This is a genomic window from Methylobacterium carpenticola, assembly GCF_042748905.1.
In the GTDB taxonomy this organism is placed as follows: domain Bacteria; phylum Pseudomonadota; class Alphaproteobacteria; order Rhizobiales; family Beijerinckiaceae; genus Methylobacterium; species Methylobacterium carpenticola.
In genome coordinates this window covers 299,381-321,794 of the sequence record NZ_JBHZEO010000001.1, presented here as the reverse complement: position 1 = coordinate 321,794, position 22,414 = coordinate 299,381, and the positions used below count along the sequence as shown (strand labels likewise).

The window sequence follows — 22,414 nt, the reverse complement described above, 5'->3', positions numbered from 1 at the left end:
GTGGGACACGGCGCCGGTCGCGGGCCGCACCGGCCGTGGACATGACCGCGGCAGCCCTTGCCGCGACATCGCGCTCCGCTACTCTCGCGCCCGCATGCTGTTAAGCAGCGGTCCCGCGCCGCACGCCCAGGCCGGCCGGGTCTGTCGCTCGGCCGGAGATGGACTTCCGCAGAGCCGGCGCCTGGTGCCGGATCGCGTTCTCGAGAGTGCCGTTCCGATGTCGAACGCCCATCGTCTGCTCGTCGTCGACGACGACCCCTCGCTTCGCGAGACCCTCACCGAGCAGCTCGAACTCGATGCCGAGTTCGAGGTGGAGACCGAGGAGACCGCGCAGGGCGCCGTCGCGCGCGTCGCGGCGGAGCGGGTCGACCTCGTCGTGATGGATGTCGGGCTGCCCGACATGGACGGGCGCGACGCCGTCAAGCAGATGCGCCAGAACGGCTTCCGCAGCCCCATCATCATGCTGACCGCGCAGACCTCGGAGGTCGACACCGTGATGGGGCTCGACGCGGGCGCCAACGACTACGTGACGAAGCCGTTCAAGTTCGCGGTGCTGCTCGCGCGCATCCGTGCCCAGCTGCGCCAGTATGAGGCGAGCGAGGACGCGATCTTCCAGATCGGCCCCTACACCTTCCGGCCCGGCGCCAAGCTGCTCGTGGGCGAGCGCGGCTCGAAGCTGAAGCTCACCGAGAAGGAGACCGCGATCCTGCGCTTCCTCTACCGGGCGGGGCGGCAGGTGGTCGGGCGCGACACGCTGCTGGCCGAGGTCTGGGGCTACAACGCCCAGGTGACGACGCACACCCTGGAAACGCACATCTACCGGCTGCGCCAGAAGATCGAGCCCAACCCGGCCGCCGCCTCGATCCTCGTGACGGAGGGCGGCGGCTACAAGCTGCTGCCCTGATCCCGCCGCGGCCCCGGAAGCGCGGGGCCCCGCGTCACGCGGGCACCTCGCCCGGTAGTGCGGCCAAGCCGGATCGGCTAAGCAGTTCGGGCGACCGCCCCCGGGCGGTGGGGGAGGCCGGAGCCGTTGGCGCTCGACGACGACATCGCGATCCTGGCTTCGAGTCCGCTCTTCGGCCTGATGAACCGGGATGCGCTGCGGCTGATCTCCTTCGCGGCCGAGCGCCGCTCCCTCGCGCCCGACGCCGCGCTGTTCGCGCGCGGCGACGCGGCGGACGGGGGCTACGTGGTGCTGCGCGGCACGATCCGTCTCGATCCCCGAGCGGCGGGAGCGCCGCCCATCGAGGCCGGTCCCGCGACCCTCATCGGCCAGATCGCCCTGTTCCTGCCCCAGGAGCGGCCGACCACGGCCCGCGCCGCGGGAAGCGCCGAGGTCATGGTGATCCCGCGGGCGCTGATGCGGCGGGTGCTGGAGGTGTTTCCCGACGCCGCCGCGGCGATCCACGACGCGCTCGCGGACGACCTCTCGGCGCTCGCCGGGGAATTGTCCCGCTCGCGGGCGGCGGATCCCGGCTAGGGCGGTCTTTGCGAACGGCTCTTCGTCGACTGGGAGCCGCCCCCGCGGGCGGCCATCATGGCGGGATGACAGCGGCGGCGGGGCTTTGGTAAGCAGGCGCCCGATTGCACTTCAGGATTCCGTCATGTCGCATGCCGATCTCGCCCGGACCATCGAAGCCGCCTGGGAGGACCGCGCGAGCGTCGGCCCGGCCACGCAGGGCGCGGTGCGCGAGGCCGTCGAGGCGGCGCTGGCCCTGCTCGATTCCGGCGCGGCGCGCGTCGCCGAGAAGTCCGGCAACGCCGATTGGCAGGTGAACCAGTGGCTCAAGAAGGCGGTGCTGCTGTCCTTCCGCCTCAACGACATGTCGGTGATCCCGGGCGGCCCCGGCGGCGCGGCGTGGTGGGACAAGGTGCCCTCGAAGTTCGAGGGCTGGGACGCCGAGCGCTTCCGCGCGGCGGGCTTCCGGGCGGTGCCGGGCGCCGTGGTGCGCCGCGGCTCCTTCATCGCGCCGGGCGCGGTGCTGATGCCCTCCTTCGTGAATCTCGGCGCCTATGTGGGCGAGGGCACCATGGTCGACACCTGGGCGACCATCGGCTCCTGCGCGCAGGTGGGCAAGAACTGCCACATCTCCGGCGGTGCCGGCATCGCGGGCGTGCTGGAGCCGCTCCAGGCGAACCCGGTCATCATCGAGGACAACTGCTTCATCGGCGCCCGCGCTGAGGTGGCCGAGGGCGTGATCATCGGCGAGGGCAGCGTGCTGTCGATGGGGGTCTATATCGGCGCCTCGACCAAGATCATCGACCGCGCCACCGGCGAGGTGAGCTATGGCCGCGTGCCGCCCTACTCGGTGGTGGTGTCGGGCACGCAGCCCGGCAAGGCGCTGCCGGACGGCACCCCCGGCCCCTCGCTCTACTGCGCGGTGATCGTGAAGCGCGTCGATGCTGGCACGCGGGCGAAGACCGGCATCAACGAATTGCTGCGCGACTGATCGATCGTACCAGCGGTCATTGCCAATGACCGCTGGTTCCGTTCTCGGATTTTCGCCAGGTCTCTGGCCAAGTCTCTTCTCTGACCAAGTCTCCGGCTTGGTGTCGAAAGTCCGCGATGTCCTAACGGACCGACGCGGCAGCATCTTGGGCCGTTGGGATCAGACCGCGACGTTGTCGATGAGGCGCGTGCGGCCGAGATAGGCCGCCGCGAGCACCCGGGCGGGCCCGGCCACGCGGTCGAGCGGGGCGAGCGAATCCGCGTCGTTGACCGAGAGATACTGCACGGGCCCGAACCCGGCCGCTTCCAGGGCGGCGCGCCCCTCCGCCAGCGCGGGTGCCGTCTCGGCACCGGCCCGCACCGCATCGGCCACCCGGCGCAGCACCGCGGCGAGGTGCGGGGCCGCCGCGCGCTCCTCGGCCGAGAGGTACTGGTTGCGCGAGGAGAGGGCGAGCCCGTCCGTCTCCCGCACGGTCGGCACGCCCTCGATCGTCACCGGGATGTCGAGGTCGCGCACGAAGCGGCGGATCACCTGGAGCTGCTGGTAATCCTTCTCGCCGAACAGCGCCCGGTCCGGCAGCGCCTGGAGCAGGAGCTTCGTCACCACGGTGGCGACCCCGGCGAAATGGCCGGGCCGCAGGGGCCCGCAGAGCTGCTCCGTGAGGCCCGCGACGCTCACCGTCGTGGAAAAACCCGGCGGGTACATGGTGGCCACGTCCGGCAGGTAGGCCGCATCCGCCCCGGCCGTGGCGAGAAGGGCGACGTCGCGCTCCGGATCGCGGGGATAGCGCGAGAAATCCTCGCTCGGGCCGAACTGCGTCGGATTCACGAAGATGCTGACGATCACCCGCCGGCAGGTCTCGCGGGCCTGCCGCACCAGGGTGAGATGGCCCTCGTGCAGGGCCCCCATGGTGGGAACGAGCGCCACATCCTCGCCCGCCGTCCGCCACGCGCGGACCTGGGCGCGGAGGGACGGAACGTCTCCGAGCCGCGCGACCGAAGCGGCAGGGGAGGGGGACAGGGCGGACATCGCGCAGGCTCCGGGCTCGAACGGCGGGACCCTAGGGCATGCGGCCGGGGAGCGAAACCCGTCCCTCGGCCGGGGCGCCGAGACGTGCCTCACGGGCAGACGCGCAGGCGCCGTCCGTACGGGTCGTCCACCCCGGGCGGTGGCGTGAGGCCGTAATAGCTCGGCTTGCCGAGCCCGAGGGACGAGCCGACATAGCTCGGATCGGCCGGTCCGTTGGTCGGCACGATGCCCGCGCCGGGCGGGCAGGCCGCGACCGGAACCGGCACCGGCGCGCGCCGCACCACCTCCTCGTCGCCGCGCGGAAAGTACCGCAACGCCGGATAGTAAGCCGGCTGATCAAGGTCGGCCGCGTGGGCGGCCGCGGCCATCCCGCCGAGACAGGCGAGCGTGATGCCAAGGCGTCTCCGCACGGCTCCGGCGATCGATCCCACGGTGGTTCCCTCAGCGGCGCGCCGGGCCACGGTGCCGCCGCGTGGTTAACGGTCCGTCACCGCGGGCCTCAGCTCACCACCGCGGCGGTGCGGGCGCCGAGAACCGCCACCAGATCCGCCGGCGCGAGCTGCACCTGGAGACCCCGCTGGCCGCCATTCACGAAGACGGTCTCGTGATGCAGGGCCGCCGCCTCCACCAGGGTCGGCACCGGGCGCTTCTGGCCGAGGGGCGAGATGCCGCCGACATGGTAGCCGGTCAGGCGCTCGGCCTCGGCCGGCCGCAGCATCGCCGCCGCCTTGCCGCCGAAGGCGGCGGCGAGCCGCTTCAGCGAGACCTCGCGGTCCGAGGGCACCAGCGCGCAGACCGGCTTGCCGTCGACCTGCGCCATCAGGGTCTTCAGCACGCGCTCCGGCGCGAGGCCGAGCGCCTCCGCCGCCTGGAGCCCGATGCGGGGCGCGTCCGGATCGTAATCGTAGGCGTGGACGCTGTGCGCCACGCCCGCCTTGCTGAGCGCCAGGGTGGCGCGGGTGGTCTTCGACATCGGGACGGTCAGGCCACGAAGGTGCGGGCGATCAGCCGCCCGACCTCCGCGTGCAGGCCGTTGCGGGCCTCCGGCGGGGCGGGCGACTGCGTGAGATACACGCTGGCGATGAGGGGCGCACCGGCCGGGCGGCGCACCAGGGCGATCACGTTGGCGGTGCCGTTCTCGCCGGTGCCGGTCTTGTCGCCGACGCTCCATCCGGCCGGCAGGCCGGCGCGCAGGCGCTTGGCGCCGGTGGGGCTCTCGGTCATCCAGCCGAGGAGGCGGGCGCGGCTGTCGGCGCCGAGGGCCGGGCCGAGCAGGATGCGCTCCAGAAGGCCCGTCATCGCGGCGGGGCTCGTCGTGTCGCGCGGGTCGCCGGGGATCGCGGTATTGAGGGTCGGCTCGGTGCGGTCGAGCCGGGTGACCGAATCGCCCTGGGCGCGGGCGAAGGCGGTGACGCCCTCCGGCCCGCCGAGCGCCCGCAGCATCAGGTTGCCGGCGGTGTTGTCGCTCAGCACCACCGCGGCCGCGCAGGCCTCGCCGAGGCTGAGGCCGCCCTCCGCCACGCGGGGGCCGGTGACCGGCGAATAGGTGTCGAGATCCTCCCGGCCATAGGTCATGCGGCGCTCGAGGCTCTCCTCGCCGCGATCGACCCGGGCCAGGATGGCGGCGGCCGCCACTGCCTTGAACGTGCTGCACAGGGCGAAGCGCTCGTCCGCCCGGTAGGAGAGGACGCGCCCGCTGCCCGTGTCGCGCACGGTGACGCCGAGGCGCCCGCCATCCTGCCGCTCCAGGGCCGCGAGATGCGCCACCGCCTCCTCGGGACCTTCCGCCGCGCGGGCGGCACAGGAGAGGACGAGGCTGCCGATCAGGGCGGCGCGGCGGGTGAAGGTCGGCATGGCGGCGCTCCGGTTCTCGGCAGGCTCGGTCGCTCTCGCGACAGCGGCCGGGTGTCGTCTGTCGGACCGGGTGCTCGCACCGAACCTTGACCATTCCGGGCAGGCGGCGTGGCCGAATGGCGGCGTTTCAGCGGAGTCCGTCGAGGGCCGCGAGCGGGTCGGCCGCTCGCCGAGGCGGGGCCGGCGGGAGGCTCGACGCGAGGATCCGGACCAGGGCCCGCAGGTCCGGCGCCGGTGTTCCGGCCGGGCCGAACAGCGCCCGGTCGAGGGTGGCGAGAGCGGCCGCCGCCGCCGGGTCGCGCCGCCAATGATCCGTCAGTTCCGGATCGGCGCGGGCCAGGAGCACCCGCAGGGTGGGCGCGTCGCCGCCCCGCGCCGCCCGCCGCAGCGCCCGCAGGAGGTTTCTCCGGGGATCGGACGCATGTCTTAAGCCGGCAAATAAGATCAGGGCGAGCCCGAAGGCCAGGAGACCGGCGACGGCCGCGAGCCAGGGGGAGCGGGGTGCGGGCCGGTCCGCCTCGTCGGGCTCGGCCTTGGCCCGGCTGCCGACGATGCGGGCCGGGATCTCGGCCTCGCGCAGGGTGCGCGAAACGGTGTCGAACCACGGCACCCGGATCTCGCTCAGGGTCACCGGCTCGGACACGCCCGGGCGCACGTCCCACTGGTAGGTCGCGCGGCTCACCGGGCCGGTGGGCGTGATCGTGGTCTGGCGCTCGGTCGGCCCCGCGAAGGTGAGAACGCCGCGGGTGCGCATGATCGGGCGCGGGGGCAGCCCGTCCCCGGTCATGCCCCTAGCCTCGATGATCACGGTGCGGCGCGCCGATTCCCCGACCTTCAGGGTCTCCGGCTCCGGGTTCCAGACATCCGTCACCGTGACGGCGGAGGCCGGCAGCCACCACGGCTCCTTGACGTCCGGGCCGCCCTCGCCGGTCCAGGCCTTCACGGTGAGGGGCACCGGGGCCGAGGGCACCTCGACCAACCGGCGCCCGCCCCCATCCACGATGGTGAGCCGGTGGACGAAGGGCTCGATGGTGAGCTGTCCCGCATGCTGGGGAAACACCGCGACCACCCGCTCGAAGCCGCGCGCCTCCTGGCCGTCGATGCTGGTCTTGAACCAGCGGTCACGGCCGAGCTGGGTCCAGCTGAAATTCTGCAGGGGCGGCTGGCGCAGGTCCTCCAGGGTGATCTGCGCCCGATAGGTGCCCCGGATGCGCAGCAGCACCATCTCGCGCGGATAGGGCGCGGCATTGCCGCCGGCCTCCGGCGTGACCGTGAGGGTGAGGTCGCCGGGATCGAGGGCGCGGGCCGGGGAGGTCAGGAGCAGGAGGATGGCGGCGATCCGGAACGGCCGTCCGGCCGGGGGCCGGTCGGCCCTGTTCCGGAACCGGCGGGTTGGATCACCGTGCCGACCGCTCCGATGGATCTGGCGCGCAGGCGCCGGTCCGGGAGAGGGGATCCCGCGCCGGAGCGACGGATGGATGCGCCACGCGGCACCGTTCCCTCGCGGTGAACAAGGGCCCGGAGTGAGAGACCCTTTCGGTCGGGCAGCGGGGGGACGGCCGGGGAGGGAGCGCGCCCTGCCCGGCGGGGCGGACCTGTCGTGAGCCGGCGCCATAAATTCGGATAGCCAGCAAAACATCATCACCACGGATTGCTCCCGGGCTGCGCGGCGGTTCCGGCCTCCTGGCGCCGCAGGTGCTCGGCCTCCAGGCGGCGCTTGAGGAAGCGGCCCGGATCGTCGGTCAGCGTGGCGAGCCAGTGCCGATCGGCGCGGATCTCCTTGGCCTCGAAGCTCTTCGAGATGCGGCGCGCCTCGCGCTCGACGATCTGCGAGACGCTGGCGATGCCGCCGCCGCTGCGCCCGCCGCCCTCGGCGTCGCTCGCCGAGCCGCGCGCCTGGCCGCGGCCGGGATCGACCGAGCGCTGCTCCGCCTTGCCGATCCGCGACGCCTTCGAGGTGCCGGGCGCGTTCGAGGAGGCCGAAGCCTCGCGGTTGCCGGCCAGCCCCTCGCCGAACGAGGCGTTGCCGGGATCGTCCGGATCGCTCGTCGCCTTGGCGTCGTAGCGGGTGGTCTGGTCGGCGCGGGCATTGGCCTCGCCGGCGGCGCTGCCGAGGGTCAGGCGCTCGTCGAGGAGGCGCGCGACGAGGTCGCGATTGGCCCGGGCATCGTCGTTGCCGGGATCGCGGAGGAGGAGATCCTCGTAGGCCCGGAGGGCGCCGGGCAGATCGCCCATCATCGCGAGCGCGTTGCCACGGTTGTAGGCGGCCGCCCGGCCCTTGGCCTCCGAGAAGGCGACCGCCGCCTCCCGGTAGCGGCCGGCGGCGTAGAGCGCGGTGCCGCGCCAGCCCGGATCGTCGGCGACGCGTGCCGCCAGGCCGGGCAGGCCCGCGGCGAGGAAGGCGCGGCCCAGCGTCTCGCGCGGCACGGCGAGGGCGCAGAGCCCGACCAGGGCCGCCGCCGCGACGAGCGGCAGGCCCGCTCCGGCGAGGCCGGGACGGGCGGGGACCGGGCGCGGGGGCGAGGCGGCGAGGGGAGGGGCCATCAGGCGCTCCGGCGGAAGAGGAGCAGGGCCGGCACCAGGGCCCCGAGGAGCAGCCAGCGCCCGAGATCCTGCCATGCCAGCACCGCGAAGCCGCCGGCGGCGAGGTGGCCGGCCGTGGTCTCGCTCACCGCGGCGAGCACGGCGGCGGGAGCGTCGGTTTCCCCCGCCGCTCCACCGCCGATCCCAGCGAGCCGGTCGAGGGCGCCACGGTCGGCGCGCGGGGCCTCCGGCGGCAGCGCGGGGGTCGGCACGAACAGGGTGTGCAGCCGGTGGCCGTCCCGCGCGAGGCCGGTGGCCTCCCGGCGCGCCGGATCGTCGATGCCGCCGCCGTCCGAGACGAGCACCACGTCCGCCGCCACGGCTCCCATCTCCGAGAGGGTGCGGCGCGCCAGGGCGAGGCCGCGGGCCGGATGGCTGCCCCGGTCGGGCACCGTGGCGGCGTCGAGGGCGAACAGGACGGTGCCGAGGGCGTCGCGGTCGGTGGTCGGCGTCGCCGCCACGTAGGCGTCGCCCGCATAGACGACGAGGGCCACCTGCCGGGTGCCCGCCGCCTCCGCCACGCTCTGGGCGAGGCTCCGGGCCGCGTCGAGGCGCCCGCCCTCGGCGACGGAGCGCGACAGGTCCATCACCAAGATCGTGGCGTCGAGGTTGCGGAAGCCCGCCCCGTCGCCGCGCTGGAGGGCCGGGCCCGTGAGGGCCAGGGCCAGGATCGCGGCGGCGGCGACGAGGGCGCCCTGTGCCTGCCGCCGTCCCGGCAGCACGGCACCGCGGGCCCGCAGGCTCGCGAAGAGATGCGGCTCGATGGCCCGCATCCAGTCCCCGAGAGGGGCCGCCCGGTGCGCCGCCCGCCACGCGAGGAGCGCCAGCACGGGCAGGGCGAGGAGCCAGGCGGGCCGCAGCAGGGTGAAGGCCTCGCTCATGCGCTGCGCCTCGCGACCAGCAGCCCGAGGGCCGTGAGAAGGGCGAGCCCGCCCGGCCAGGGCCAGAGGTCCCGGCGCAGGGGCACCGGCGGGGCCTTGGCCGGGCTGCCCTCGATCGCGTCGATGGAGTCGGCGACCGCCACGAGATCGTCGGTGGTGCGCACCCGGAAGAACCGCCCGCCGCTCGTCGCCGAGACGTCGCGCAGGGCTTCCGTGTCGACCACGTCCGGGTCGCCCTCCGCATCGGTGAGGTCGCGCGGCCCGAGCGCGATGGTATGGACGCGGATGCCGAGGTCGCGGGCGAGGCCCGCCACGTCGTGCGGCGTCGTCTGCCCGGCATTGTTGGCGCCGTCCGAGAGCAGCACCACCACCTTCTCGCGGGCGGGCGTCGCGTCGAGGCGTTTGAGCGCGAGGCCGAGCCCGTCGCCGATGCCGGTGGAGCGCCCGACGAGGCCGATCTGCGCCTCGTCGAGGGCGTGCGCCACCGAGGCGGTGTCGAAGGACAGGGCGGCGGCGACATCCGCCTGATCGGCGAAGATCACGAGGCCGATCCGGTCGCCGGCGCGGCGGCGGATGAACTCGGTCCCGACCCGCTTCACCGCCGCGAGGCGCGAGACGTTGCGCCCGTCGATGGCGAAATCCACCCGCTCCATGCTGCCCGACAGGTCGAGGGCGAGCATGATCTCGCGGCCCGAGGCCGGCAGGGCGGCGGCGGGCAGGATGAGGCGGGGCCCAGCGAGCGCGACCACGAGGGCGGTCCAGAGCAGCCACGCGAGGAGCGCCCGCCGCCGCGCCCGGATGCGCAGATCCGCGCCGCGCCCGATGCGCGCGACGAGGGAGGCCGGCACCACGAGGGCGCCCGCGCCGCCCGACGGCTCCGGGGGCAGCAGGCGGGCGGCCAGGAGTGGCAAAGGCAGCAGCAGCAGCGCCAGCGGCGTCGCGAAATCGAAGGCGGTGAGCAGCGGCAGCGCCATGGTCAGGCCCGGATGCGCGCGAAGCAGCGGGCGAGGCCCGCATCGATCGCGTCGGGATCGGGGGAGGCGGGGGCGTAGAGATCGCGGGTGAGCGCCCGGCCCGGCCCGGCCGTGAAGAAGTCGGTGGCGAAGAGCCGATCGAGGGCGGCTGCCCGGTCCTCCCCCTCGATTCCGAGCGTGCGGGCGAGGCGGGCGAGGAGCCGCGCCTGCGCGAGGAGCCGCGCCGCCGGATCGAGACCGCGCGCGGCGGCGAGTTCGTTGAGCGCCGCCCGCCGCACGGAGATTTTCTGCCGGCGCCATTTCGCGTGCGCCAGCAGCACGAGGGCGGCGAGGACGAGGCCGATGCCGATGGCCGCCAGCACGTCGAGCCGCACGGCACCGGTCTCCGGCGGCGGATGCAGGCCGCGCAGATCCGCGAGCGCCGCCCGGACGGCCGGATCGGGAGCGCCCTCACAGCACGGCATCGAGCCGCTCCATCAGGGGGGCGAAGGATTCCGGCCCGCTCTCGGTGTCGAGCCGCACGCCCTCCAGCCCGACCTGCGCCCAGCGGGCGAGGCGGTCGTCCTCGGGGGGCAGCCATCGCCCAGCCTGCGCCGTGCCCCGCTGGCCCTCCGGCGTCGCGAAGGGATAGCGGCCGGGAGGCGGCGCACGCTCGAAGCAATCGCTGACCAAGATCAGGCTGAGCGAGACCCGCTCGGCGAGCGCGGTGAGCGCCGCCTCGAAGCCGGGGCCGGGCGCGTCGAGGGCGCTCGCGATCACCAGGTGGCCGCCGGCCGGCAGCAGCGTCTGGGCGCGGGCCAGTGCCGGGATCAGCGGCGGATCCGGCCGCAGCGGAGCGGCCAGCGCGAGGGCATGGGCGCGGGCGAGGGCGCCCGCGAGCGCCCCCATGCCGCGGGTGCCGCCGACGGGGCGCAGGCCGACCGGCTCCGCCTCGGCCGAGGCGACGGTGAGGCCGATGCGTCCGCCATCCCCGACGATGCGCCAGCCCAGCAGCGCGAGCGCCTCCGCGGCCGCCACCGAGCGCAGCACCCGGCGGGTGCCGACGAGCATCGAGGGCCGGAAATCGGCGAGCAGCACCACGGCCCGGTCGCGCTCCTCGTGATGGGTGCGGGTGTGCAGGGTGCCGGTGCGGGCGGTGGCGTTGCGGTCGATGTGGCGCACGTCGTCGCCCTCCGCATAGGGGCGCACGTCGTCGGGCTCGGAGCCGCGCCCGCGCCGCCGGGTGACGATGCCCCCCGGCAGCCCGACGAGGCTGCGCGAGGCGAGGCCGGCCCCGCGCCGGGCGAGATGGCGCAGGCCCATCAGCGCGGCGGCGTCGAGGGCGATGCCGGGGCCGGCGAGGGGATCGCCGTCGGGGGATGCGAGCGGGGTGGGGCGGGCCACGGCGGCTCCTAGACGTCATTCGCCGAAATGGTCACCGGCTCGGCGGCGAAAACGATGCGAGAAAACACATAAGCGGAATCGCTCTATGCAGGTCTGCTTAGAGCGGCGCCCGATCACGTTGCAATCAGGCGCCGCTCTAGATCTTTGATTTTACCGCATTTTCTGCGGCGAACCGGGATCCACTTCGTCGGAAAATGCTCTAGAGAGGGGCCACCCGTTCGAGGAGGCCGGCGACGAGGCCGCGGGCGGTCTGCCCCTCGGCGGCGGCGCGCCAGGTCAGGGCGAGGCGGTGGGAGAGGGCGTCGGCGGCGAGCGCCGTCACGTCCTCCGGCACCACGTGGTCGCGCCCGTGCAGGTAGGCCCGGGCCTTGCCGGCGATCATCAGGGCGAGGGTGCCGCGGGGCGAGACCGGATGCTCGATCGCCGCGCGCAGGTCGGGCGCCACCGCGTCGCTGCGCGTGGCCGCGACGAGGCGCACGAGATAATCCTTCAGGGCCGGGGAGACGTAGGTCCGCAGGGCGGCGGCCCGGGCGGCGCGCAGATCCTCCGCGGTGAGGCGCACCGGCATCGGCGCGGCCTGCGAGGTCATCTCGCCCTCGACGAGGTCGAGGATGCGGCGCTCCGAGGCCGCGTCCGGCATCTCCACCACCACGTGGAGCAGGAAGCGGTCGAGCTGCGCCTCCGGCAGCGGGTAGGTGCCCGCATGCTCGATGGGGTTCTGGGTTGCTACCACCATGAACGGATCGGGCAGCGGATGGGTGGTGCCCGCCACCGTCACCTGATGCTCGGCCATGGCTTCGAGCAGGGCCGACTGCACCTTGGGCGGGGCCCGGTTGATCTCGTCGACGAGCACCAGGGAGTGGAACAGCGGACCGGCCAGGAACTCGAAGCGTCCCCCGTCCGGGCGCCAGACCGTGGTGCCGGTGAGGTCCGCCGGCATCAGGTCCGGGGTGCACTGCACCCGCGCGAAGCCGGTATGCAGCCCCTCCGCGAGGCGCTTGACCGCGCGAGTCTTGGCGAGGCCGGGGGCCCCCTCGATCAGCAGGTGGCCCCCCGTCAGCAGCCCGATCAGCAGCCGCTCGACCAGTCCGCCGCACCCGATCAGCCCCGCTTCGAGACCGCTCCGGAGGGTGAGCACCTGCTCGCGCAGCACTTGCGCGGCGTCGCGCGGCGCAGCCACCGCGGCGCCGGGTTCCGCATGCCTCATCGCTCGGCGCACCTGCGCTCGGCAGTCGAAACCGCACTCTCCGCCATCCGGCCGTCTCCTCGCGGCGGGCCCCTTGTCGCCGGGCCCGCTCGTCGGGCGATGAGGGCGCAGGTTGATGCGGGCGTCAATCCCGACCGCAGTCCAAGAGCGCACATGTTCGCGAGACGGCCGGATGCGGGACGCAAGGCACCTCTCCGTCGATCGGCCTAACCCAAATGGCCGTCCCGTTCCGGGGGCATGCTGTTCAGTCGGTGCCAGAACAGGCCGGTGCCTCGATCAGCTCGGCCGACCCATGCCGCAGAGCGCAATGCCGTGAGATCTGAGGATACAGGGCTCCGGCGCACTATTTTAGAGAACGTTAAGGATTTTCAAGTTTCCTGAACGCAACAAGGACAGGGAGACCTCTCGCGCAGCGCGGAAACAACGCGAGCCGTCTCCGGCCCGATCACCCGGACCGGCGCGCCGCAGGCGAGGCGTCCGCGCGAAAGAGCCCGATCCGCGCCCGTGCCACGGCTCGTTTCCCTTCCGCCCTTCCCGTTCGAAGCCCCGATGGCGCCTTCGAGGAGCCCGCATGTTCCGCCAGAAGTCCTACAACCCGGCTCAGGCCCGGCTCGACGCCCTCGATCGCTCGCTGGCCATCATCGAGTTCTCGCCGGACGGCGTCATCCTGCACGCGAACGGCAACTTCCTGGCGGTGGTCGGCTATTCCCGGGACGAGATCGTCGGCCGGCATCACCGGATCTTCTGCGACCCGGCCTATGCGGCCGGTGCCGACTACGCGGCGTTCTGGACGAAGCTGCGGAACGGGGAGTTCGTCGCGGGTGAGTTCCTGCGCCTCACCAAGACCGGTCATCGGGTCTGGCTCGAAGCGAGCTACAACCCGGTGAAGGGGCCGGACGGCCGCATCGAGCGGGTCATGAAGATCGGCAGCGACATCACCGCCAAGAGGAATGAGGTCAGCCGCCTGATGACCATGATCGACGACATGCCGGTCGCCGTCATGACCGCTGATCCGCAGAACGATTTCAAGATCAACTATCTCAACGACACCTCGCGCCGGACGCTCGAGACGATCGAGCAGTACCTGCCGGTGAAGGTGAAGGACCTGCTCGGGTCTTCGATCGACGTCTTCCACAAGAACCCCGGCCATCAGCGCGAGATGCTGAAGGATGCGCGCCACCTGCCGCATCGGACCAAGATCCGGCTGGGCCCGGAGGTGCTGGAGCTGCGCGTCTCGGCGATCCACGGGCCGGACGGCGCCTATGTGGGCCCGATGCTGACGTGGTCGATCGTCACCGCGCAGTCCCGCATGGCGGACGACGTCTCGCAGGTGGTGAGCGCGCTGGGCGGGGCGGTCGAGCGGATGCAGCACTCGGCCGAGGGCCTGAGCCGGTCGGCGGGGGATGCGCGCCACCGGGCCTCCTCCGTGGCGGCCAATTCCGAGCAGATGAGCAACTCGATCCGCGAGATCTCGGGGCAGGTCGGCCGGGTGTCCGAGCGCGCCCGGCAGATCGCCGTGCAGGCCGAGGCCACCGACGCCACCGTGCGCCAGCTCGCCGAGAATGCCGGCAAGGTCGACGCGGTGGTCGGCATGATCAAGTCGATCGCCAGCCAGACCAACCTTCTGGCCCTCAACGCCACCATCGAGGCGGCCCGCGCCGGGGCGGCGGGCCGCGGTTTCGCGGTGGTGGCGAGCGAGGTGAAGGAACTCGCCGGGCAGACCGCGCGGGCGACGGACGACATCACCCGCCAGATCGCCGACATCCAGTCCTCCACCGGGCAGGCGGTGGAGGCGATCGAGACCATCGCCTCGGCGGTGGCCGAGCTGTCCAACCTGACTCTGGCCATGGCGAGCGCCGTGGAGGAGCAATCGGCCGCGACGCAGGAGATGTCGGGGAACATCAGCGGCGTCTCGACGGCCGCGGCCTCGACGGGGGAGCTGGCCGAGAGCGTCCGGACCATCGCCCTCGATCTCGCCGGGCATTCGAGCCATCTCGGCGGCAGCGTCGACCGGTTCCTCAAGGCCGGCTGATCCGCAGCGCCGAACGGGGCCCTCCCTCCCCGGCGGGGCGAGGGCCTTCTCCCCGGCGCGGGGAAGATCCCCGACGAGACGCTCGCGCCGGACCGCCGTTCGTCCGGTGTTCATGGATGCCTGAAACGAAACGGCGCCCCGTGGGGCGCCGTTCTCGCATCAGGTGTTCATGGAGTCGAAGAAGTCCTGGTTGCTCTTCGTCTGCCGCAGCTTGTCGAGGAGGAACTCGATCGCGTCGGTGACGCCCATCGGGTTGAGGATGCGGCGCAGCACGTAGGTCTTCTTGAGCGTGTCCGGCGGCACCAGCAGCTCCTCCTTGCGGGTGCCGGAGCGGGTGATGTCGATGGCCGGGAAGGTGCGCTTGTCGGCGACCTTGCGGTCCAGGATGATCTCGGAGTTGCCGGTGCCCTTGAACTCCTCGAAGATCACCTCGTCCATGCGCGAGCCGGTGTCGATCAGCGCGGTCGCGATGATGGTGAGCGAGCCGCCCTCCTCGATGTTGCGGGCCGCGCCGAAGAAGCGCTTGGGCCGCTGCAGGGCGTTGGCGTCGACGCCGCCCGTGAGCACCTTGCCGGAGGACGGAACCACCGTGTTGTAGGCGCGGCCGAGGCGCGTGATCGAATCGAGCAGGATCACCACGTCGCGGCCGTGCTCGACGAGGCGCTTGGCCTTCTCGATCACCATCTCGGCCACCTGCACGTGGCGGGTCGCCGGCTCGTCGAAGGTGGAGGCGATCACCTCGCCCTTCACCGAGCGCTGCATGTCCGTGACCTCCTCCGGCCGCTCGTCGATGAGCAGCACGATGAGGTAGCATTCCGGATGGTTGAGGGTGATCGACTGGGCGATGTTCTGCATCAGCACCGTCTTGCCGGTGCGCGGCGGCGCCACGATCAGGGCGCGCTGGCCCTTGCCGATCGGCGAGACGATGTCGATGATCCGGGGCGAGAAGTCCTTGCGGGTGGGCTCGCTGAGTTCGAGCTTGAAGCGCTGCGTCGGGAACAGCGGCGTCAGATTGTCGAAATGGACCTTGTGCTTGATCTTGTCCGGGTTCTCGAAGTTGATGGTGTTGACCTTGAGCAGCGCGAAGTAGCGCTCGCCGTCCTTCGGCCCCCGGATCGGGCCTTCGACGGTGTCGCCGGTGCGCAGGCCGAAGCGGCGGATCTGCGTCGGCGACACGTAGATGTCGTCCGGCCCCGGCAGGTAGTTGGAATCGGAGGAGCGCAGGAAGCCGAACCCGTCCTGCAGCACCTCCACCGTGCCGGCCCCGATGATCTCCACGTCCTTGGCAGCGAGCTGCTTCAGGATGGCGAACATCAGCTCCTGCTTGCGCATGGTCGAGGCGTTCTCGACCTCGACCTCCTCGGCGAAGGTGATGAGTTCTGTCGGCGTCTTGGACTTGAGGTCCTGGAGCTTCACCTCCCGCATCGGCGGCGTGAAGGTCTCGACGGGTGCGATGGTGTCTTCGATCATCGGGGCGTTCGGGCTGTGAGAGCGGAGCAGGGAAGCGTCATCTCGGGATCGGCTCGGCCGGAGACGGCCGAAGCGGGGCGGGTGCCTGTGAACCGGTGGACCGGTTGCGGATCGTCGCCTGGTGTCCCGGAAGGTCGCGAGGATTGAGCCTTTGGCTCGCGAGCGACGTGACCTGAGTTTTAGGAGGGATGCTGTTCTGTAGCGGTTTCTGGCGGCGGACTCAAGGCCCCATGCGCGGATAAGGGGCGTTCCCACAGGCGAGCATCGCCATTTCACGCGGTTTCGGGCGCTCGCGCATTAACATCCGTGGGTTCCGCAAGGACGGGGGCTCACGGCGCCCCCCGCCGCCGCAGGCGCACGTAGAGCGCGCCGCTGCCGCCGTGATGGAGCGCGGCCTCCTCGAAGCCGAGCACCAGCGGACGCAGATCCGGCAGGCGCAGCCAGTGCGGCACGCTGCGGCGCAGGACCCCGCGCTCGGAATAGGGATCGTCCCCGGGCCCGCCCTTGCCGGTGACGACCAGCACCAGGACGTGGCCGGCGCCCCGCGACCGGTACAGGAAGGCGTGCAGGGCGGCATGCGCCTCCGCCTGCCGCAGGCCGTGCAGGTCGATGACGGCGTCGACCGAGCGCGCTCCCCGCCGCAGGGCGGTGCGGACCCGCCGCTCGATCGGCGCGAGGGGCGGCAGGACCGGCACCGGGCGCGCGGCCGCGAGCGGCGCCTGCGGTGCCGGGCCCCGCCGCGCCGGGGGAGGGGAGGGCTCCGGGGCCGGTTCCGGGGCGGGGGGCGGCTCGGACGGCAGGCCGCGCCCCTGGAGCGGCGTCACGAAGCGGGCGATCTCCGCCCAGAGCCGGCGCTCGTCGGGGGTGAGGCGCCGCTCTCGCGGCCGGCGCGGGCCGCTCACGGCCGGGCCTCCGGCATGCGGGCCTCGGCCCGGGGCAGCAGCACCGTGAAGCGGGCCGGGTCGCGCAGCAGCCCCGCCACGATGCCCGCCGCCGGCCCGGTTCCGAGATAGAGGTCGCCGCGGGCCGGGCCGACGATCGCCGAGCCGGTATCCTGCGCGATCACCAGCCGGGCGAGGGGGCTGCTCCCGCCCTCCGGCGTCGGCAGGCTGCCCTCCAGCCAGAAGGGCAGGCCGTAGCGCCAGAGGGTCGCGTCCACCGCGAGGCTGCGGCCGGGGGTGAGCGGCGCACCGCCGCCGCCCAGCGGACCGGGCGCCTCCGGCGGCGGCTCCTCCAGGCGGAAGAAGATGTAGGAGGCGTTGCGGCGGATCAGGCGCTGCGCCGTCTCCGGATGGGCGCGCAGCCACCCGGTCCAGCGGGCGAGCGTCAGGCCCTCCAGGGGCAGGTGGCCCTCGCTGACGATGAGCCGCGCCACCGAGGTGTAGGGGCGGCCGTTGCGGCCGTCATAGGCGAGCCGCACCACGCGCCCATCGGGGAGCCGCACCCGCCCGGAGCCCTGGACCTGGAGCACCAGGAGATCGACCGCGTCGCGCAGGTAGAGGAGCGGCCGCGCCCGCTCGCCCAGCGCCCCGTCCTCGATCGCGGCCCGGTCCGGATAGGGCGCGAAGCCGTCGCCGAGGCGCTGCGCCGCCCTCAAGGCGGCGTCGAGACCGGGCCGGGTCTCGCCCGGCTCGAAGGAGACGAGATCGTCGGGGCGCGCCAGGGCCGGCACGGGGAAGGCCGCCGAAGGCTTGAGGGCGCCGTCGAGCTCCGGCTCGAAATAGCCGGTGAGGAAGCCCGCCCGCCGCTCGGCCGGCGCCTCCCGGCCCGGTCGGGTGACCCGGTAGGCATCGAACCACGCCGCGAAGAAGGCCCGCGCCCCGGCCGGATCGGCGGGTGCCGCCGCGCAGGCGGGGCCGAGATCCTGGCTCGGGCTCCCGGGGGGCGTCTCCGCCGGGACCGGGCGGGGGGATTGCGCGCAGGCGAACCGGAAGGCGGCGAGCGCCGCCCCGAGGTCGTCCGCCGCGAAGCCGGGCAGCTGTGCCAGCGCCACCGGTTCCAGCACCGCCTCGCCCACCCGCGGCCCGGCCGGCTCCGCCCGGGCGCCGCCCGCCGCGAGCGCGAGGGCGAGCCCGGCGCGGATCAAACCTCCCAGCGGCATCTCCGCCCGCCCCGGCCCGCGCTCACTGCCCGGCTTCGGTGGCGACGAGCTGCCAGTTGGGATCGCGGCTGCCGAGGGTGCGGGCGAAGGTCCACACGTCGGTCACGTCCACGACCGTGTCCGGGCTGCCGTCCACCACCGCACCCTGCGCGTTGCGGGTGGCGGTAATGAGTTTCGAGAGGTAGCGCACGGTGATCTGCGCGACGCGGTTGCGCACGTCGACGCCGACGATCTCGGCCCGGTCGATCGACACGAAGGTGGTCTCGACCGTCTGACCGGCGCGCTCGCGGGCCTGGATCGCCCGCTCGAACCCGTCCGCGACCTCGCGGGAGAGCAGGCTCTTCAGCGTCTTGCGGTCGCCCTTGGCGAAGGCCATCACGATCGTCTCATAGGCGACCTTGGCGCCGTCCGTGAAGGCGCGGGGATCGAAGGCGGGCTCCTGCTGCAGCAGGAGGTCGAGGCCGCGGGCCGCCGGCGAGTTCGGCTCGACCACGCCCTTCCAGTTGCGCGGCACCGTGGCGGCGACGGGGGCCGCCGCGCCGCGATCCGCCCCGGCGCCCGGCAGCCGCACCACGTTGTCGCCGTCGTCGCGGGCGGCCGGCGGCTCCTCGCGGCGGCGGGCCAGGGGATTGAAGGGGGGGCGCTCGTTGCCGGTCTTCTGCCCGAGGACAGAGCGCAGCTTCCAGATCACGAAGACCGCAAGCCCGAGAAAGATGAGGGTCGTTAGGTCGAGGGAATCCTGCATCACCGATCCGATCGTGGCGGCCGCTCTCGTTCCGCCCGGGCCTGAACGCCTGCCGGGCGGCTTTGGCATCGGCCCCGGCGGAAGGCAAGCCGCGCGCCGGGGCCGGGCCCGGCAGCAAGCCGCCCCGGCACCCGCTTCCATATGGGGGCGCCCGGCCGCCGCTTCCAGGCGCCGGAAGCGGGCCGGGCGGGCCGATGCCGCAGGGGAAAGTCCGGCCGCAGGATGAGGCGTGCCCCGAGCTTGTTCGCGGAGGATCGGCATGATAGCGGCTTCGCGGCCGCCGCGCGCGCTCGTTTTTTGCGCCGGCGCGGTGGCACCACGGTCGACGAACGTCTCTCGAAGGAACCCCCACCATGGCCGATTCCCCGTTCCCGAACGGCAACGGTGGCGCCTCTGCGCAGCCCGATCTCACCCCCACCCTCAACGCGCTGGCGCAATACGCCAAGGATCTCTCCTTCGAGAACCCGAACGCGCCGCGCTCGCTGCAGCCCCAGCAGGGCCAGGGCCCGCAGATCAACATCCAGGTGAACGTCAACGCCCGCCAGATGGCGGATTCGGACTTCGAGGTGGATCTGCGCCTCGAGGGCGATGCCAAGATCGGCGCCGAGGTGCTGTTCGCCTTCGAACTCACCTATTCGGGCATCTTCCGCCTGCAGAACATCCCGCAGGACCAGATCCACCCGGCGGTGATGATCGAGTGCCCGCGCCTGCTGTTCCCCTTCGCCCGGCAGATCGTCGCGGACGCGGTGCGCAACGGCGGCTTCCCGCCCCTCTACATCGACCCGATCGATTTCGTGGGCCTCTACCGCCAGAAGGCGGCCGAGGCGCAGATGCAGGGCGGCCAGCCGAACGCCTGAGGCCGGATCCCGGCTCCACGCGCAGGCGCGGCCCGCGCCTGCTGCGCGGGGCCGCCGACCCGGGGCAGCGCCCGTCATGCCGCCTTGCGGGGCCGGCGCCTCTTCGGCTTGACCGTCGCATCCGGCTCCGGCGGGGGCGCCGCCACGGGTTCCACGGCGGTATCCGCAGCCGATCTGGCCTCCTTGGCCTCGCGGGTGATCATCTCGACCATGCTCTGCGGCAGGCGCACGAAGTGCCCGGTGCCGTGCCCGGTCCGATCGAGGATCTCGGCGAAGACCGGCCGATGCGGCTCGTGCCCGGCCTCGCTGAGCGGGCAGGGGCGGCGCGGCAATTCGCTCAGTCTCGCGGCGAGTTCCTTCGGCACCCATGCGTTCACCGGCATCCCTCCGACCCGTTGCGGCCGCCCACCGCTCTAGACAGGTTTCGTTAAGGATCACCTGACGCCCCGGTGAAGGCGGCGCGCGTGAAGGCCGCGAAGGAGCGCCGCAGCCGCTCGGGATCGAGATCCCGGACGATGGCGACGAGGCGCGTGCGCGGCGCCTCCGGCCATGCGGGCAGGTGGAGCGGCGGGTGGATCAGGTGCTGCACGCCCTGGATCACCACCGGGGTCGGGCTGCCCGCCACGGCGACGAGCCCCTTCAGCCGGAGCACCCGCTCCCCGTGACGGTGGAGCAGCATCGACAGCCACAGCCCGAAGCGGATCCAGTCGAGGGGGCCGGCCTCCAGCAGCACGGAGCGGATGCCCGCATGCGGACCGTCCGGCGGGGCCGCGACCGCCTCGGCCCGGAAGCGGGGCGGATTCTGCGCCGGTGCGTCGAGGATCAGGGCGGCTTCGGGCTCCGCATCGAGGCCGAGCGGCCGGCAGGGCGCCGTGGGATTGAGGCGCGCCAGCAGCTCCGTCATCGCCGCCACCGTCTCCGGCGGGACGAGATCGACCTTCGAGAGCACGATCCGGTCCGCCGCGGTGACCTGCCGCAGGGCGGCCTCGTGCTGCGCGAGGGTCGCAGCACCCGTCACCGCGTCGACCACCGTGACGGTCCCGGCCGGGATCACGGCGTGGCGGAGCATCGGATCGGCCAGGAGCGTCGCGAGCGCCGGGCCCGGATCGGCGAGCCCGGTCGTCTCGATCACCACCCGGCCGAAGGGCGGCACGAGGCCGCGGCGGCGGCGCTCGATGAGGCCGGTCAGCGCGGCCTTGAGATCGTCCCGGATGCTGCAGCAGACGCAACCGCCCGGCATCAGCACCACCTCGCCCTCCAGCGGCGCGACGAGGAGATGGTCGAGCCCGACCTCGCCGAACTCGTTGACGAGGACGGCGGTGTCGCGCAGGCCCGGCTGGGCGATGAGGCGCGCGAGGAGCGCCGTCTTGCCGGCGCCGAGGAAGCCCGTGAGCAGGGTGACCGGCAGAGGCCCGCTCACCCCTCCGGTCCTTCGAGCCTCGCGATCACCGCCGGATCGAGGGGGTCGCAGGGACGCCCGGCGAGGCGCTCGGCCGCGGGCCAGAGGTCGCCGAAATGCGCCACCATCGCGGTGCGTCCGGTGCGGCTCGCGAGGGTGAAGCGATCGGCCCAGGCCGTCAGGCGCAGGCCGTAGAGCCCGAGCACCCGGTTGGCCGCGGCGGCCCGCGCCCGCCGCTCGGCCTCGCCCGGGCTCCCCATCCCGCGGCTCCAGTGGGACCCGGCGCCGAGCGCGCCGCAGAGGCCGCACATCGGATCAGGAGACCGGCCGCGCCGTGCCCTCGAACGGGAAGCGCCGGGCGAAATCCTCCGCGATCGTCTCCATGGTGACGAACGTCACCCCGTCATGGGCCTGGAAATGGCGAAACAGCCGCTCGTGCATCTGCAGCACGTGCGGCTTGCCCGAGACGTCCGGATGGATGGTGATCGGGAACACGGCGTAATCGTAGTTCTCGTAGACCCAGTCGAACTGGTCGCGCCACATCTCCTCGATGTCGCGCGGGTTGACGAAGCCGTGGCTGTTGGGGGCGGCCTTGATGAACATCATCGGCGGCAGATCGTCGAGATACCACGAGGCCGGGATCTCGATGAGGCGCGTCTCGGTGCCGTGCTCGAAGGGCTTCATCCAGGTGGACGGGTGCTGGCCGTAATCGATCCTGGTCCAGGCCTCGCCGACGCGCACGTAGTAGGGCTGGTGATCGTTGTGCATCAACGAATGGTCGTAGCGGATGCCCTTGGCCTGGAGCAGCGCGTTGGTCTTCGGCCCGAACTCCCACCAGGGCGCGACGTAGCCCCGGGGCGGCTTGCCGGCGAGGTCGGCGATGAGCGCGACGCACTTGTCGAAGATCGCCTCCTCCTGCTCGGGCGTCATCGCGATCGGGTTCTCGTGGCTGTAGCCGTGCATGCCGATCTCGTGGCCGGCCGCGGCCACGGCCTTCATCTCCTCCGGAAAGCTCTCGATGGAGTGACCGGGGATGAACCACGTGGTCTCGATGCCCCAGCGCTCGAACAGGCGCAGGAGGCGCCGACTGCCGACCCGGCCGGCGAAGACGCCGCGGGAGATGTCGCAGGGGCTGTCCTCGCCCCCGTAGGAGCCGAGCCAGCCTGCGACCGCGTCGACGTCGACGCCGTAGGACACGAAGATCTCCTTGGGCATGCGGCACCTCCCGATGGGGGGCCGCCATTGGGGCGCGCCGCGCTCCCGCGGTCAACCGCCCGCGCGGTCACGAAGCGTGAGAATCCGGGTTGACCGGACCCCGGCACTTCCCTTAGAGCGAGCGGACCCGGAGACGTGGCCGAGCGGCTGAAGGCACTCGTTTGCTAAATGAGCAAGCCCTGAAAGGGGCTTCGAGGGTTCGAATCCCTCCGTCTCCGCCACCCCGCCTTAAGG

Annotated in this window: 24 protein-coding genes and 1 tRNA gene; 6 read left to right on the top strand and 19 right to left on the bottom strand. The window is 73.0% G+C overall.

Translation table 11 applies throughout. The features are described from left to right. Window positions 1-217: 217 nt before the first annotated feature. The 3 genes from ACE101_RS01680 (at window position 218) to dapD (ending at window position 2,450) form a co-directional block, all read left to right on the top strand. Window positions 218-904 (top strand): response regulator transcription factor, encoded by a 687-nt coding sequence (locus tag ACE101_RS01680; RefSeq protein ID WP_379125789.1) that lies wholly within the window; start codon window positions 218-220, stop codon window positions 902-904. Between the two features lie 126 nt (window positions 905-1,030). Next, a complete protein-coding gene (locus tag ACE101_RS01675) occupies window positions 1,031-1,480 on the top strand; it encodes a cyclic nucleotide-binding domain-containing protein (protein ID WP_379125788.1) in 450 nt (149 codons plus the stop codon). A gap of 124 nt (window positions 1,481-1,604) precedes the next feature. Further along, on the top strand, window positions 1,605-2,450 hold the full coding sequence (dapD, locus tag ACE101_RS01670; RefSeq protein WP_379125787.1) for a 2,3,4,5-tetrahydropyridine-2,6-dicarboxylate N-succinyltransferase: 846 nt from the start codon (window positions 1,605-1,607) through the stop codon (window positions 2,448-2,450). A gap of 159 nt (window positions 2,451-2,609) precedes the next feature. Here the strand turns inward: dapD and panC are convergent, their stop codons facing one another. The 11 genes from panC to ACE101_RS01615 form a co-directional block, all read right to left on the bottom strand. Next, window positions 2,610-3,479 carry a pantoate--beta-alanine ligase gene (gene panC / locus ACE101_RS01665; RefSeq protein WP_379125786.1) on the bottom strand — a complete coding sequence of 290 codons (870 nt, stop codon included), beginning with the start codon at window positions 3,477-3,479 and terminating at the stop codon, window positions 2,610-2,612. Window positions 3,480-3,568: 89 nt separating this feature from the next. Continuing rightward, on the bottom strand, window positions 3,569-3,889 hold the full coding sequence (locus tag ACE101_RS01660; RefSeq protein ID WP_379125785.1) for a hypothetical protein: 321 nt from the start codon (window positions 3,887-3,889) through the stop codon (window positions 3,569-3,571). 89 nt (window positions 3,890-3,978) lie between these two features. Then, window positions 3,979-4,452: a Cys-tRNA(Pro) deacylase gene (gene ybaK / locus ACE101_RS01655; protein ID WP_379125784.1), complete on the bottom strand. Its 474-nt coding sequence runs from the start codon at window positions 4,450-4,452 to the stop codon at window positions 3,979-3,981. A gap of 8 nt (window positions 4,453-4,460) precedes the next feature. Next, a complete protein-coding gene (gene bla, locus ACE101_RS01650; RefSeq protein WP_379125783.1) occupies window positions 4,461-5,333 on the bottom strand; it encodes a class A beta-lactamase in 873 nt (290 codons plus the stop codon). A gap of 127 nt (window positions 5,334-5,460) precedes the next feature. Beyond that, window positions 5,461-6,555 (bottom strand): hypothetical protein, encoded by a 1,095-nt coding sequence (locus ACE101_RS01645; RefSeq protein ID WP_379125782.1) that lies wholly within the window; start codon window positions 6,553-6,555, stop codon window positions 5,461-5,463. 419 nt (window positions 6,556-6,974) lie between these two features. Next, window positions 6,975-7,877 carry a tetratricopeptide repeat protein gene (locus tag ACE101_RS01640; RefSeq protein WP_379125781.1) on the bottom strand — a complete coding sequence of 301 codons (903 nt, stop codon included), beginning with the start codon at window positions 7,875-7,877 and terminating at the stop codon, window positions 6,975-6,977. Then, entirely contained in the window at window positions 7,877-8,797 is a 921-nt protein-coding gene (locus ACE101_RS01635) for a vWA domain-containing protein (RefSeq protein WP_379125780.1), read from the bottom strand. The genes ACE101_RS01640 and ACE101_RS01635 overlap by 1 nt, the downstream gene beginning before the upstream one ends. Then, a complete protein-coding gene (locus ACE101_RS01630) occupies window positions 8,794-9,771 on the bottom strand; it encodes a VWA domain-containing protein (protein ID WP_379125779.1) in 978 nt (325 codons plus the stop codon). Before ACE101_RS01630 ends, ACE101_RS01635 begins: the two co-directional genes overlap by 4 nt. A gap of 2 nt (window positions 9,772-9,773) precedes the next feature. Further along, window positions 9,774-10,235 (bottom strand): DUF4381 family protein, encoded by a 462-nt coding sequence (locus tag ACE101_RS01625; protein WP_379125778.1) that lies wholly within the window; start codon window positions 10,233-10,235, stop codon window positions 9,774-9,776. Then, the gene (locus ACE101_RS01620) at window positions 10,222-11,073 is read right to left on the bottom strand and encodes a DUF58 domain-containing protein (protein WP_379138423.1); all 852 of its coding nucleotides are present in this window, start codon (window positions 11,071-11,073) and stop codon (window positions 10,222-10,224) included. Before ACE101_RS01620 ends, ACE101_RS01625 begins: the two co-directional genes overlap by 14 nt. Before the next feature lie 280 nt (window positions 11,074-11,353). Next, window positions 11,354-12,361 carry an AAA family ATPase gene (locus tag ACE101_RS01615; protein ID WP_379125776.1) on the bottom strand — a complete coding sequence of 336 codons (1,008 nt, stop codon included), beginning with the start codon at window positions 12,359-12,361 and terminating at the stop codon, window positions 11,354-11,356. Between the two features lie 571 nt (window positions 12,362-12,932). Between ACE101_RS01615 and ACE101_RS01610 the strand changes: the two genes are divergently transcribed. Then, window positions 12,933-14,393 carry a methyl-accepting chemotaxis protein gene (locus ACE101_RS01610; RefSeq protein WP_379125775.1) on the top strand — a complete coding sequence of 487 codons (1,461 nt, stop codon included), beginning with the start codon at window positions 12,933-12,935 and terminating at the stop codon, window positions 14,391-14,393. A gap of 159 nt (window positions 14,394-14,552) precedes the next feature. Here ACE101_RS01610 and rho read toward each other — a convergent pair whose 3' ends face one another. The 4 genes from rho to ACE101_RS01590 form a co-directional block, all read right to left on the bottom strand. Next, on the bottom strand, window positions 14,553-15,863 hold the full coding sequence (gene rho / locus ACE101_RS01605; RefSeq protein ID WP_379125774.1) for a transcription termination factor Rho: 1,311 nt from the start codon (window positions 15,861-15,863) through the stop codon (window positions 14,553-14,555). Between the two features lie 329 nt (window positions 15,864-16,192). Next, window positions 16,193-16,765: a Smr/MutS family protein gene (locus ACE101_RS01600; RefSeq protein WP_379125773.1), complete on the bottom strand. Its 573-nt coding sequence runs from the start codon at window positions 16,763-16,765 to the stop codon at window positions 16,193-16,195. Continuing rightward, window positions 16,762-17,964, bottom strand: a complete 1,203-nt coding sequence (mltA, locus tag ACE101_RS01595) for a murein transglycosylase A (protein ID WP_379125772.1) — start codon at window positions 17,962-17,964, stop codon at window positions 16,762-16,764. The genes ACE101_RS01600 and mltA overlap by 4 nt, the downstream gene beginning before the upstream one ends. A 22-nt stretch (window positions 17,965-17,986) precedes the next feature. Then, window positions 17,987-18,709, bottom strand: coding sequence for a Tim44/TimA family putative adaptor protein (locus tag ACE101_RS01590; RefSeq protein WP_379125771.1), 723 nt, complete (start codon window positions 18,707-18,709; stop codon window positions 17,987-17,989). A 353-nt stretch (window positions 18,710-19,062) separates the two neighbouring features. Between ACE101_RS01590 and secB the strand changes: the two genes are divergently transcribed. Continuing rightward, window positions 19,063-19,566 carry a protein-export chaperone SecB gene (gene secB / locus ACE101_RS01585; protein ID WP_379125770.1) on the top strand — a complete coding sequence of 168 codons (504 nt, stop codon included), beginning with the start codon at window positions 19,063-19,065 and terminating at the stop codon, window positions 19,564-19,566. Window positions 19,567-19,640: 74 nt separating this feature from the next. Here secB and ACE101_RS01580 read toward each other — a convergent pair whose 3' ends face one another. The 4 genes from ACE101_RS01580 to ACE101_RS01565 are packed head-to-tail and all read right to left on the bottom strand — an operon-like array spanning window position 19,641 to window position 22,180. Beyond that, window positions 19,641-19,949: a hypothetical protein gene (locus tag ACE101_RS01580; RefSeq protein ID WP_379125769.1), complete on the bottom strand. Its 309-nt coding sequence runs from the start codon at window positions 19,947-19,949 to the stop codon at window positions 19,641-19,643. A 44-nt stretch (window positions 19,950-19,993) separates the two neighbouring features. Continuing rightward, the gene (locus tag ACE101_RS01575) at window positions 19,994-20,986 is read right to left on the bottom strand and encodes a CobW family GTP-binding protein (RefSeq protein ID WP_379125768.1); all 993 of its coding nucleotides are present in this window, start codon (window positions 20,984-20,986) and stop codon (window positions 19,994-19,996) included. Further along, on the bottom strand, window positions 20,983-21,225 hold the full coding sequence (locus tag ACE101_RS01570; RefSeq protein ID WP_379125767.1) for a hypothetical protein: 243 nt from the start codon (window positions 21,223-21,225) through the stop codon (window positions 20,983-20,985). Before ACE101_RS01570 ends, ACE101_RS01575 begins: the two co-directional genes overlap by 4 nt. A 55-nt stretch (window positions 21,226-21,280) precedes the next feature. Next, a complete protein-coding gene (locus ACE101_RS01565; RefSeq protein ID WP_379125766.1) occupies window positions 21,281-22,180 on the bottom strand; it encodes a polysaccharide deacetylase family protein in 900 nt (299 codons plus the stop codon). A 129-nt stretch (window positions 22,181-22,309) separates the two neighbouring features. Here ACE101_RS01565 and ACE101_RS01560 point away from each other — a divergent pair. After that, window positions 22,310-22,401: transfer RNA gene (locus ACE101_RS01560), tRNA-Ser, on the top strand. Window positions 22,402-22,414 lie beyond the last annotated feature (13 nt).